The organism is uncultured Jannaschia sp., from assembly GCF_947494055.1.
GTDB lineage: Bacteria > Pseudomonadota > Alphaproteobacteria > Rhodobacterales > Rhodobacteraceae > Jannaschia.
On record NZ_CANLTR010000026.1, the window covers coordinates 1 to 11,700 of the forward strand.

Genomic DNA, 11,700 nt, shown 5'->3' on the forward strand with positions numbered 1-11,700 from the left:
AATCGTCATCCTGTCCCGCCCGCCTCAGTGTACACTTTCAGTGCAAGAGCGGGCGACAACTCTCCTGACAGAGGGGGGTCCCAAGGAACAGCGCGTTGTAGGACATCACCGCGAGCAGCACGCCGGCGAGCGTCGGACTGACGATGGTCTCCAGGTCGTAGGCAAGACGCGAGAGCGACAGGGCCCGGGTATAGCGATCCTCCTCTGGCAGCACGTCGGAGATCGTCGCCTGGAAGGTCGGCGTGAAGGCGGCCGAGGCCGATTGCAGCAGAAAGATCAGGACGTAGACCTGCCAGACCTCTGTCACGAAGGGCAACGCCAGCGCAGAGCCCGCACGCACGAGATCGAGCGCCACCAGCATCGCCCGGCGCGGCACCCGATCGGCGAAGGCCCCGGCGATCGGAGCGATGCCCACATAGGCCACCATCTTGATGGTGAAGACCGCCCCCAGCACCAGCCCGGCCCGATCGCCTGCGAGGTCGTAGGCCAGGAGTCCCAAGGCGACCGTCGCGAGGCCGGTGCCAAGAAGCGCCACGACCTGGGCGAGAAACAGGTGTCGATAGGTGCGGTGTGCGAGAATGGCCAGCATGGGTGTCCTCAGTGGAATGGGGCGATCCACTACGCGCTCCATAATGCCGAACTGTCGCTGGAGGAAAACACACCGAAAATAGCTGTTACCGCCATTTTCGCCACACCCGCAAAGTCAAAAGAATAGAGTCGCCGATCCGGGATTGGACAAGGACCGTCAAGATCAAAGGGCGCCGCGGCTGCAGGGACACGCTATCGTGTCCGTAAGATGTCATTCGACAGACGCCATATGTGCAGCGCGCGTTCGGTCATGCGCGAAAAACTGGCATTGACGATCCATACTGTCCGGGTCGATGTAAGCTCTCTGTCAGCTTTGCCGCTTACCGCCTCCTCGAGTTTACCTGGAGAAAGGTTCGGCAGCGGTGCTCTGGAAGCTTCTGGCAAGTGCTATTCTGCTCTCGGTCGCCTTGGTCACGATCGAGTCCGGTTGGGTGACGTATGTACTGTCAGAAGTTCGCGCACTCATCATTGCGCCCCATGGGCCTACTCCGCAGGACATTCTTCAGGCCGGTATTACTGAAAACGATACAACCGTCGTTCTTGCCGCCGGGGATATCGCAAGCTGCGATGAGCGCTCAGGTCTCGCCGACAAGCTGCCGAACACGATGTACCTCCTCGGATTCGAAAGTGCGCTGGATCCGACGAGTGCCATGGCGAACGAGACGGCTGCCCTGGCCAGCGAATGGCCGGATGCCGCAATCCTCGCTCTGGGCGACACGGTATACAGCAAGGGCCGTCCGGTCGAATACGCAGATTGCTTCGATCCTGTCTGGGGTTTCCTCAAGCCACGGATCCTGCCGACACCGGGAAACCACGAGTACAAGACCCCCGGTGCGTTCGGCTACTACGACTATTTCGGCGCGCAGGCGGGGCCGGAGCGGCGTGGCTGGTACGTCGCGACCGCCCCCGGCTGGCTTATTCTATCGCTGAACAGCGAGGCGGACGCGTCGCCCGGGTCGCCGCAATCGGACTGGTTGCGCGATCGGCTCAACGAGGATGGTGAGGTCTGCATTCTCGGGTTCTACCACAAGCCCGCTCATTCTCTGAGGGCACGTGACGGCCGGGAAAACGCCGTCAACCTGTTTCGACAACTTCAGCAGGCAGGAGCGAGCGTGGTCTTGAACGGACACAACCACTTTTACGAGCGGACGGCGCCGCTCGATAGCTATGGCGAGATCGCAACGGGTCTCGGCACGGTCGCATTCACGGTCGGAACGGGGGGCGTTATCGACGACCCGATCCCGAAACTTCCCGCAACGGAAGCGGCCATATTCGGCCGCACGGGCTTGCTACGGCTGGACCTTCGGAAGTCCTCTTATAGGTGGGCTTATGTCGATGCTTTGACGGGAAATGTTCTCGACGCAGGATCGCGACCCTGTAATCCCATGCGACTGGATAGTCTCGATTGAATTCAAATCGCGGCGCGGAACGTCGCGGCGAAGCCACTCTCGCGTCCCTCGGGCGGGGAGGCGAGGGTGAGGCGGCCGCCGGATTGCCGCGCGATCGTGTCGGCGATGTGCAGGCCCAGGCCGAAGCCGTCGCCTCGGGCATGTCCACGGTGGAAGCGACGCGTCAATCCGGACAGCTCGGTTCCGCTCAGCACCGCGCCGTCATTCTCGACACGCAGCGTCGCGTCGCTGGTGAGTTCGACGCGGATGTCGGTCCCCTCCGGCGCGTACTGAAAGGCGTTGTCGATCAGGTTGCCGGCGAGGATGGCGAAGGCGTCGGCGTCGATCCGCGCCAGCACCGGCGCAGCGGGCAAGACCTCGACCATCCGTGCGCGGCGGTCCGGATCACGGCGGCTGTCCTCGAGCACGTGGTCGAGCACGGCGCGCAGATCCTGGCGGTCCGTGGCGGCGCCGATCCCCGCATCGGCGCGGGCGAGCTGCAGCAGGCGCGCGACCAGCCGCGACATCCGCATGAGGGCGGTCTCGATCCGCGTGATCCGGACCAAGTCGTCCGCCCCCACCGTCTCCGCCCTCAAGCGCTGCACCTGGGCCAGCGCGACGGCGACGGGGGTGCGCAACTCGTGCGCGGCATTGGTGGCGAAGCTTCGTTCGCTGTCGATGGCGCGGCCGAGACGGACCATCAATCCGTTCAGCGTTGCGGTGATCGCGCGAAGCTCGTCGGGCAAGTGGCTCGCGTCGATCGGGTCCAGCCGACCCTCGCTGCGAAGCGCAATGTCGCCCTGCAATGCCTCGAGCGGACGGAGCGCGGTCCGCGCGATCCAGCCAACGAGCAGGTAGGCGATCGGCAGGAGCGCCAGCATCGGCAGGAGGAACGCGAGGAAACTCTCGCCGTAGGCCTCCCGCCGTTCCTCGAGCGGATCGCCGAAGGCCACGGCGTATCCCGCCGCGTCGGGCTCTGTCTGGTAGAACACGTGCGTTCGCGTCTCGCGATAGCCGCGACGCGGCGCGCTGGCGGGAAGGTCCGCGTTCGCCGCCCCGGCGGAGCGGAGCAGGACCTGACCTGCCGGATCGAACAGAAGGAATACGAGCGCCTCGTCGGCGCCCGGTTGGCCGCGCGTCGGCATCAGCGTGCCACTCTCTCCATCGCGCCAGCGCCCGATCAGGATCGGTTGGAACAGCTCGGCCGTCTCCCGCAGGGTGAGGTCGAGCAGCTCCTCCTGTTCGGACCGGAGCACCAGCGCCATCGCCAGGATCGCGAGGAGCCAGATCGCGCCGACCCCGAGGCTCGTGAGGCGCGCAATGCGGCGCGTGAGGCTGCGGCGTCGGGTCATGCCCGACCCATCCGGTAGCCGAAGCCGCGCACCGTCTCGATCGCGCCGCGCCCGAGCTTGGCGCGCAACCGGCTTACATGCACCTCGATGGCGTTGCTCTCGACCTCTTCACCGAAGGCGTAGACGGTGTCCTCCAGCTCGGCACGGCTGACCGTAAGGTCGGGCCGGCGGCTTAGCCGGTCCAGGACCGCCCATTCCTTTCGGGTCAGCGCCACGTGGGCGCCGCCAAGCTCGACCCGGGCCGCGGCGGGCAGAAGGCGCAAGGCCCCGAACCGGCGTTCCGGGGTCCGGTTGCCATCGACGCGGCGCAGGATCGCGATGACCCGCGCCAGCATCTCGTCGAGATGATAGGGCTTCACAAGATAGTCGTCCGCGCCGGCGTCGAGCCCCGCGATCCGCTCGGTGATCCGATCGCGCGCGGTGACGATGAGGACCGGCGTGGCGTCGCCGCGATCGCGCAGGCTTCGCAACAGGGCGAGGCCGTCGCCGTCCGGCAGCCGGAGGTCGAGCAGGATCAGGGCGTAGGCCGTCGTGCGCGCCGCCGCCATCGCGTCTTCCAGCGTGGCGGCAAGATCCACGGCGTGAGACGCCGCGCGGAGATGGTCGGCCACCGCGCCGGCGAGGTCCGCCTCGTCTTCCACCATAAGCAATCGCATCGAACCTCTACGGCGATCCTTCGACATTCGTCAACGGTCAGCGAACCGTAAGGTTCGATCGCCATGTGCGTCCACGGTGCGGATCGAGCCGCGCGACGCATATGGGGGAATCATGATCACTGAAACGGTCTGGATCGGTGTCGGGTTTCTGGGACAGCTTTTCTTCACCTCCCGATTCCTGGTGCAGTGGATCGTCAGCGAGCGGCGGCGCGAAAGCGTGATCCCGGTCGCGTTCTGGTGGTTCAGCCTGCTGGGCGGGATCACGCTTCTGAGCTACGCGATCTGGCGGCGGGACCCGGTCTTCATCCTGGGCCAGGCGACGGGCCTCGTCGTCTACGCCCGCAACCTGTCGCTGATCGGACGGTCCCGCCGCGCGGTGGCCGGATGAGCGATCGCGATGCGGCCCGGCTGGCCTGTCTCGCCTTCGCGGTGGTCGTTGTGGCGGGCGTGCTGCTGCGCCCGGCCATGCCGATCGACGAGACGCGCTATCTCGCGGTCGCCTGGGAGATGTGGCTATCGAAGGACTGGCTGGTTCCGACGAGAAACTTCGAGATCTACAGCCACAAGCCCCCGCTGCTGTTCTGGGCGATCAACGCGGTCTGGTGGTTCACGGGCGTGTCGGAGGTTGCGGCGCGACTGGTCGGCCCGGCCTTCGCCGTGCTGGCCATCGTGCTGACCGGGCGGCTCGCGCGCACGCTCTGGCCCGACGATGCCGAGGCCGGACCGCGCGCCGTGATCGCCTTGTGCGGGCTGCTCCTTTTCGCGGTCTTCGGGGGGCTGACGATGTTCGACGCCGCGCTTACGGCGGCGACGGCGGGGGCGACGCTGGCCCTGGTCCGCGCAGTCGCGACCGGGCGGTGGCGCGACTGGGCTCTTCTCGGCTTCGCGGTCGCGGCAGGCGTTCTGGCGAAGGGGCCGGTCATCCTGCTCCACGTCGTACCGGCGCTGGTGCTGGTGCCGGTCTGGGCCGGTGGGGGCACAGCCCGCGCCCCCGGCCGTCGCGTCGTGGCCGGGGGCGCGGCCTGTGCCCTTGCCGTGGCGCTGGCAGTGGTCGGGCTCTGGCTCGTCCCGGCCGTCGTCGCGGGCGGGCCAGACTACCGCGACGCGGTGCTCTGGACCCAGAGCGCGGGCCGAATGTCCGCAAGCTTCGCCCATGCGAAGCCGTTGTGGTTCTATGCGGTCGCCCTGCCGGTCCTGCTGTTCCCGTGGCTCTGGGTGCCGGGCCTCTGGCGCGCGGCGGGCCGGCAGGGAATCTGGCGCGAGCCGGGCCTACGGCTCTGTCTCGTCTGGTTCGGCGCCGCGTTGCTGCTCTTCAGCCTGATCAGCGGCAAGCAGGTCCATTACCTCCTGCCCGGCCTGGGGGCCGCAGCCCTCGTCGTGGCCCGGCTGTCGCGGAACGCGAGGGACGGCCTCTGGGTCGCCGCAATCCCGGTCTTGGGCCTCGCCGCGGCAGGCTTTGCAGCAGCGGCCGGCTTCGTTTCGCTGGGCGACGCCGGCAATCTCATCCATCCGCGCTCGATCCTTGTGGCCTGGGTGATGCTGTTGCTGGGGATCGCCTGGCTCGCGATCCGTCTTGGCGGACTGCGGGGCGGGGCCGTGTTGTCTTTGGGCCTGCTGCTGTCCGTCGATCTGGCCGTCGGGCTGACCGATACGCGCGGCATCTACGACACGCACGGCATCGCCGCGATCGTCGCGCCGCATGCAGCGGCGGGGCTGGCCTTCTACGGACAGACCTACCACGCGGAGTTCAACTTCGCCGGCCGCCTGCGCCAGCCGGTAGCCAATCCGATGTCGGCAGCCGCGCTGCGGGACTGGGCGGCGGCGCATCCCGGCGGCCGGATCGTCGCGCGTCCCGACCGGTCGGCGCCCGGCTGGCCGCCGCGCGAAATCGTGCTTTTCCGGAACGCCCCCTACGGCATCTGGACCGTGGCCGACGCGCCTCTAGCGGAGCCTGGGGCATGACGCGCATGACGATGGAAAGCTTCTGCGTCGCGCCGGAGATCAGCGTGATCGTTCCGGCCCGCGACGAGGTCGTGGCGATCGGTCCCCTGGTCGACGGCATCGCAGGGGTCCTGGCGGACCGTCGCTTCGAGCTGATCGTGATCGACGACGGCTCGACGGACGGAACGCGGCACGTGCTCGCCACGCTCGAGACCCGCCACGACTGCCTTGTCGCGATCCGCAACGAGACGTCCCGCGGACAGTCCTTCGCGATCCGCCAGGGCGTGCGGCGCGCCCGTGCGGCGATCGTGGTGACGCTCGACGGCGACGGCCAGAACCCGCCCGACCAGATCCCGCGCCTCCTCGCCGCGTTCGAGGCCCCGGGCGCGGCGACCCTGGGTCTCGTGCAAGGTGAACGGCAGGCACGGAAGGACACAACGGCGCGCCGCCTCGCCGCTCGCGCGGCGAACGCGCTGCGCCGACGGCTCCTGCACGACTGGGTTCGAGATTCCGGCTGCGGCATGAAGGCGTTCCGGCGCGAGGCCTATCTCGAGCTGCCGTGGTTCAACCATATCCACCGCTTCATGCCGGCAATGATGCTAAGGGAGGGGTGGAACATTGCGACGGTACCGGTCGCGCATCGCGAGCGCATGGGCGGAGCGTCGAAATACTCCAATCTCGCCCGGGCGCTCGTCGGCATTCCGGACCTTCTGGGCGCGGCATGGCTGATCCGCAGGCGTGGCGGCGCGAGCGGAATGGTACTCGATCAGGCGCAGCCGACGGAGACCGATCCGGATGTGGTCCTGGAACTGCAACCGTGATCGAGGTCCGCTTTTGTCTACTTTCTCCGGAAGCATTCGGAATCGTTGCGTTCGTGACGGCGGCGATGTCGTTGCCATGTCGGAGCCGGACATCGATCTCGAGGTCAGCCGCGTCTTCGGAGACATCGACGGGTTTTCCATACGGCATTCGCTGATCGACGCGAGTTACGGCGCATCACGGTCTCGTCGGGCAATCGTAAGGAAGACCTGCGACCTAGCCGCCCCACGGGCCGCGGTTGTCTCCCGGCATCCAAAGGAAAGCCCATGTTCGATCTGATCTCCGGCTGGATCGCCACGGGCGGGCCATGGGGCGTCTTCGCCCTCATGGTGCTCGAGAACATCTTTCCGCCAATTCCCTCTGAACTCGTCATGCCTCTGGCGGGGTTCCAGGCTGCCGAGGGAACGCTGTCCCTGTTGGCCGTGCTCCTTGCAGGTATTGCCGGTTCGGTTGCGGGTGCCCTGCCTTGGTTCTACGCAGGCCGTCTGGTCGGCCGCGCACAGTTGCGCCGGCTGGCCGAGCGTCATGGCGTCTGGCTGACGATGGAGGCCGGGGATGTTGATGCCACCATCGCCTGGTTCGACCGGCACGGTGGCAAGGCCGTGTTCCTCGGACGGATGGTTCCCGGTGTGCGAACGCTAATTTCGGTGCCGGCCGGCTTGGCGGACATGGCGCTCATTCGATTTTTGATCCTGACGGCTCTTGGCAGCGCAGTCTGGGTCAGCCTGCTGACGGCCGCGGGATATCTCTTGCGATCGCAGTACGAGCGCATCGGAGCTTGGCTCGATCCGGTGACCACCGCCATCGTGATCGGCATCGTCGGGCTTTACCTGTTCCGGCTTATTCGGATGCTGCTTCGGCGGCGAACAGGTTCGAGATAGACGGGACGAACCGATAGGCCGGCTGGTTCAGGTGGTCCGCCGAAATGTCCTCTTCGCGAGAAAGCTCAAAGATCGGAGCACACTGGGCTATCGCCCTTGCAAGACTGAGGCAGCCAGAGGCGGCGCTTCGGCCGGGCGACCGACCACAGAATCGCGGCCAATGTCAGCCAGGCGACTGTCAACGCCACGACCATGGACACGATGGCCGCCGGGCCCATCTCAGAGCTTCGCCGGCATCGTTATGTACCGATACCGTGCTCGTGGTCGTGTTCACCGTTCTTTCCAACTTCGCCATGTCCGTAGAGGTCGGCGTCCTCGTGAGCGTGGTCCTCGTGTTCGAATTCGAGGCTGGAATGGATAATGCCGAACCGGTCCCGAAGCATCGCCTTCGTCTTCACTTTGACGCCCTCGATGTCGTTCCATCCCGCCTTCGTCAGCACAACGTGGCAGTCGAGCGCCGCGGCATGCTCTTCCATTTGCCACAGATGAACGTGGTAAACGTCTCGAACGCCGCCCGCGCCGCGCATTGCTTCGACTACTGCGCCACAGTCGAGGTCAGGCGGGCTGCCAAGCATCAGCGTGCGGACGGGGCTGCCGATCTCGGTGACGGCCAAATAGAGGATGTAGAATGCGATCAGGATGGTGATCGCGGGATCGACCCAGCGGATGTCGTAGAGGATGATCAGCGCGCCGCCGACGATGACGGCCGCGGAGGCGAGCGCGTCGCTGAGGTTGTGGAGGAACAGTGCGCGGATGTTCACGCTGCCCTTCTGCATCGAGTAGGTCAGCATCGCCGTCAGCGTATCGACGGCCAGCGCCACGCCGCCGAGGATCACCACCCACCAGCCGCGGACCTCGGGCGGGTCGATCATCCGCATGCCGCCCTCGTATATCAGATAGACGCCGACGATGATGAGCGTCGTGTAGTTGATCAGCGCGGCTACGATTTCGATCCGGCCATAGCCGAAGGTCATGCGTTCGTCGGCCGGCCGCCGGGCGATCTTGCGCGCGGCGAAGGCGATGATGAGCGACGCCATGTCCGAGAAGTTGTGCAGCGCGTCGGCGATCAGCGCAAGGCTGCCTGCAAAGATACCGCCCGCGATCTGCGCGGCGGTGAGCAGGCCGTTGGCCCAGATCGCGACGGCGACGCGCCTGTCGCCGGAGGCGGGGTCGAGATGGGCGTGGCCGTGATCGTGGGGCATGTCAATTCGGTCTTTCAGTAAGGATCAGGGTCTCAGGCGAGGAGGTCCTCGGGCGACAGCAGCAATAGGAAGCCAGCGAAGAACATTGCCGCGATCCAAGGGCGGTCCGGCGTCTCGTAGGCCTCAACCAGCAGCTCCTCGGTCACGCGATCGAGACGTGTGACCAGGCCGAAGGACAGGACCTCGGTGACGATCTGGTCCGGAATCGTCGCTTTCGGTGTGGGAACGGACGCGCCGACTCGCAAGCCTAGCATGATCGCTCCCGTGACCCAGATAACTGCTGCAATCACAGCCAGCAGGACCAGCGCGAGCGTGCAGAGCCAGGCTTGGGACAAGTGGAGATGCCTTTCGCTTCCGTCGGCTTTCCACCGTGAGAATCACGAGGAAACGCCGAGGATTAAGAGGTAGTCCCTCTAGCCACTGTAGCTTCAAGAAGTAATCAGGCGCCGATCTTCTGGTGGGCCGTCAGACACTCGGAATGGTCCCGCAGTACCTCCAGGACGCGGCAGTCGGCAATCGTGTCGCCCGTGCAGCCCGCGATCATCCGCTTCAGTTCCTTCTCCAGCGCTCTGAGCCGGAGAATGCGCTCCTGCACATGCCTGAGTTGCCGCTGCGCAATGGAGTCCGCATCGACGCAGGATCGGTCCGGATTGTCGGCGAGATCGAGAAGCTCGCGGATCGCTTCGAGTGAGAAACCGAGCTGCCGGGAGTGGCGGATGAAGGACAGTCGGTCGAGATCGGCCTCTCCGTACCGACGCTGACCTCCGGCCATCCGCCCCGGCTCGGGCAGCAGACCGATCTGCTCGTAATAGCGGATGGTCTGGACCTTGGTCCCGGTCTTCTGTCCTAAGTTACCGATGGTGATCATCCGCGCCTCCGTGAAACATACAGTTCTGGTAGGTTTGGAGCCGGAGTTCGGCAAGATGCCGAAGGCGAGCTACGAAGAGCTTATGGCACGGCAGACATCCGGACGCCCGGCGACGCGCACGTGGAGCAGCCGGCAATCCTGGATCGACTGCAATGCTGGGCTCGCGAGGTGAAGCGCGATGTCGTGGCGCTATACCTCGCTGCCCGTGATCCGCGGGTGCCTTGGACAGCGAAGGCTGTTGCAGCCTGCGTGGTCGCCTACGCTTTCAGCCCGATTGACCTCATTCCAGATTTTATCCCGGTGCTGGGCTATCTCGATGATGCGATCCTCGTGCCGCTCGGGGTCCTGTTGGCCGTCCGGCTTGTGTCGTTTAACTTCTTAAATGAGTTGAGAAGAACGGCAGACAGGCGGAGGACGCTTCCCCAGACTCGTGCAGCTGAGATCACGGTGATCTTGGTATGGATTGTGGCCGGTGCTGCGATCTTGAGATGGATCAGCACTTTGTCTTGGCCGTAACTCTCAACTGTGGCGGGGTGCGCCCTTATGGCTGGACAGGATCTCACCGCAGTTTTGACCGGCTGGCAGATATTGTCGATCTCGTACTGAACCGGCTGAGACAGCGCGCTGCCGCGGCGCCGGTTCCCGGCCCGGGACATGGCGTTCACGGACGAGGAGATCGCATCCTTCGAGGCGTTCCAGCGTGGTCGAGGCCAGTCGACGGACCTTGCCCACGCCCCGGCCCGGGACCTTCTTGCCTTCATGGAAGACACTGCGCGGAAGGGCGATGAGATGCTCGCAGCGGGCCGGGATGCGCGGCAAGCTTGAACGCGAGCGCGACTGGAGAGACGCGATCTCGAACCCCAGTGTGATAGCTCATCCCCGGGAGGACCGACCCGGCTGGGTCGACCCTGTTATTACGTCGATCAGAGAGGTCAGGCTGTCTTCTTCGCGCGCGCGGCGAGACCGCCGGCGCCGATGGCCGACAGCAGCAGCAGACCCGCGGCCGGGACCGGGACTGGCGACGGCATGGGGGCGGCGTCGGTCGTGAAGGTCAGGTTGACGAAGGCCCGCTTGGTGTTCTGCCCCGGAACGGTTTCGTTGAAGAAGAACGAGAACATCGTCCCCGCCGAGAACGAGCGGTTGTCGAGGAACCCGGTCGCGTTGGTGACGTTGCCGCGCACGTTGATGGTCTCGAACGTCATGCCGGACCCGGCGTCGAACCCGAACCGGATGTTGCCGAGATCGTTACCGGCGGCGTAGCCGTTGCCGGTCACCGAGAAGTTGTCGACGACGACGTTGTCCAGGACATCGAAGTCGAAGCGGACCCTGTCCTCGACCGCGTCGTTGTCGTCGTCGATGAGACCGGCTAGGTTCATCGTGCCGCGGGCGCCGAAGGCGCCGTTGGCGAAGACGTCGATCACGGCAGCCGAGGCCGCGGTGGAGGTTGCTGCGGCAAGGGCGGCAGCGGTAAGCAGAACTCTAATACTCATTGTTTCCTATCCTTCGAGTAAAAAATTCAATTCAGAAAATTGTCTTATAAAATGGCGTCAGAATTTCCGACGCTCTTTGGAGCATAGGTCGAAAGACCTCGGGCTGTAGACGAATTTGCATAAACTTTTAACCTCCCCGGGAAAGACAACACGAATGTCCGGCTTCCCATCACCGACGAGAGCCAGCTCTCCGACCCGCGGATCAGCCTCGTGGACGCCGACCTCGCGGGCCTGCCGCCGGTGACGATCATCAAGGCCGAGATCGACCCGCTCCGGAGTGACGGCACGATGCTGGCCGACGCCATTGAGGCCGCCGGTTCGCCCGTCGAGCAGCGCACCTTCGACGGCGTCACGCACGAATTCTTCGGCATGGCCGCGGTGGTCGAGGACGCCGCCGCGGCGCAGGACTACGCCGTGGAACGGATCGAGGCCGATCTCTCCGAGTGACTTCGGTCCAGGCGGCGGGCATGACCCGTCGCCCGGATCCTGTCCCGTCGGTCGGATCAAGACTGGAT

At 65.5% G+C, this 11,700-nt stretch carries 13 protein-coding genes and 2 pseudogenes; 8 read left to right on the top strand and 7 right to left on the bottom strand.

Features of this window, described 5'->3' with window-relative positions; genetic code table 11:
* Window positions 1-76 precede the first annotated feature (76 nt).
* A pseudogene (locus Q1A87_RS16330) lies at window positions 77-589 on the bottom strand (MFS transporter); the annotation flags it as partial.
* A gap of 361 nt (window positions 590-950) precedes the next feature.
* Here Q1A87_RS16330 and Q1A87_RS16335 point away from each other — a divergent pair.
* On the top strand, window positions 951-1,997 hold the full coding sequence (locus Q1A87_RS16335; protein WP_299653509.1) for a metallophosphoesterase: 1,047 nt from the start codon (window positions 951-953) through the stop codon (window positions 1,995-1,997).
* 2 nt (window positions 1,998-1,999) lie between these two features.
* Here Q1A87_RS16335 and Q1A87_RS16340 read toward each other — a convergent pair whose 3' ends face one another.
* Window positions 2,000-3,328, bottom strand: coding sequence for an ATP-binding protein (locus Q1A87_RS16340; RefSeq protein ID WP_299653513.1), 1,329 nt, complete (start codon window positions 3,326-3,328; stop codon window positions 2,000-2,002).
* A complete protein-coding gene (locus Q1A87_RS16345; protein ID WP_299653516.1) occupies window positions 3,325-3,984 on the bottom strand; it encodes a response regulator transcription factor in 660 nt (219 codons plus the stop codon). Before Q1A87_RS16345 ends, Q1A87_RS16340 begins: the two co-directional genes overlap by 4 nt.
* Before the next feature lie 112 nt (window positions 3,985-4,096).
* Between Q1A87_RS16345 and Q1A87_RS16350 the strand changes: the two genes are divergently transcribed.
* The 4 genes from Q1A87_RS16350 (at window position 4,097) to Q1A87_RS16365 (ending at window position 7,625) form a co-directional block, all read left to right on the top strand.
* Window positions 4,097-4,372, top strand: coding sequence for a lipid-A-disaccharide synthase N-terminal domain-containing protein (locus tag Q1A87_RS16350; protein WP_299653519.1), 276 nt, complete (start codon window positions 4,097-4,099; stop codon window positions 4,370-4,372).
* Window positions 4,369-5,946: a glycosyltransferase family 39 protein gene (locus Q1A87_RS16355; protein WP_299653522.1), complete on the top strand. Its 1,578-nt coding sequence runs from the start codon at window positions 4,369-4,371 to the stop codon at window positions 5,944-5,946. Before Q1A87_RS16350 ends, Q1A87_RS16355 begins: the two co-directional genes overlap by 4 nt.
* A complete protein-coding gene (locus tag Q1A87_RS16360) occupies window positions 5,943-6,746 on the top strand; it encodes a glycosyltransferase family 2 protein (RefSeq protein ID WP_299653525.1) in 804 nt (267 codons plus the stop codon). Before Q1A87_RS16355 ends, Q1A87_RS16360 begins: the two co-directional genes overlap by 4 nt.
* A gap of 264 nt (window positions 6,747-7,010) precedes the next feature.
* Window positions 7,011-7,625 (top strand): DedA family protein, encoded by a 615-nt coding sequence (locus Q1A87_RS16365; RefSeq protein ID WP_299653528.1) that lies wholly within the window; start codon window positions 7,011-7,013, stop codon window positions 7,623-7,625.
* Window positions 7,626-7,864: 239 nt separating this feature from the next.
* On the opposite strand, the gene Q1A87_RS16370 is transcribed toward Q1A87_RS16365, so the two are convergent.
* From Q1A87_RS16370 to Q1A87_RS16380, 3 genes are all read right to left on the bottom strand, one after another.
* Window positions 7,865-8,827: a cation diffusion facilitator family transporter gene (locus Q1A87_RS16370; protein WP_299653532.1), complete on the bottom strand. Its 963-nt coding sequence runs from the start codon at window positions 8,825-8,827 to the stop codon at window positions 7,865-7,867.
* Window positions 8,828-8,859: 32 nt separating this feature from the next.
* Window positions 8,860-9,081, bottom strand: coding sequence for a hypothetical protein (locus Q1A87_RS16375; RefSeq protein ID WP_299653535.1), 222 nt, complete (start codon window positions 9,079-9,081; stop codon window positions 8,860-8,862).
* 185 nt (window positions 9,082-9,266) lie between these two features.
* On the bottom strand, window positions 9,267-9,695 hold the full coding sequence (locus tag Q1A87_RS16380; RefSeq protein WP_299653538.1) for a helix-turn-helix domain-containing protein: 429 nt from the start codon (window positions 9,693-9,695) through the stop codon (window positions 9,267-9,269).
* A gap of 144 nt (window positions 9,696-9,839) precedes the next feature.
* Here Q1A87_RS16380 and Q1A87_RS16385 point away from each other — a divergent pair.
* Window positions 9,840-10,061: pseudogene (locus tag Q1A87_RS16385) on the top strand (DUF1232 domain-containing protein); the annotation flags it as partial.
* A gap of 288 nt (window positions 10,062-10,349) precedes the next feature.
* Window positions 10,350-10,520 carry a hypothetical protein gene (locus Q1A87_RS16390; protein WP_299653541.1) on the top strand — a complete coding sequence of 57 codons (171 nt, stop codon included), beginning with the start codon at window positions 10,350-10,352 and terminating at the stop codon, window positions 10,518-10,520.
* Between the two features lie 107 nt (window positions 10,521-10,627).
* On the opposite strand, the gene Q1A87_RS16395 is transcribed toward Q1A87_RS16390, so the two are convergent.
* The gene (locus Q1A87_RS16395; RefSeq protein ID WP_299653544.1) at window positions 10,628-11,185 is read right to left on the bottom strand and encodes a VPLPA-CTERM sorting domain-containing protein; all 558 of its coding nucleotides are present in this window, start codon (window positions 11,183-11,185) and stop codon (window positions 10,628-10,630) included.
* Between the two features lie 168 nt (window positions 11,186-11,353).
* Between Q1A87_RS16395 and Q1A87_RS16400 the strand changes: the two genes are divergently transcribed.
* Window positions 11,354-11,632, top strand: coding sequence for an alpha/beta hydrolase fold domain-containing protein (locus Q1A87_RS16400; protein ID WP_299653622.1), 279 nt, complete (start codon window positions 11,354-11,356; stop codon window positions 11,630-11,632).
* Window positions 11,633-11,700 lie beyond the last annotated feature (68 nt).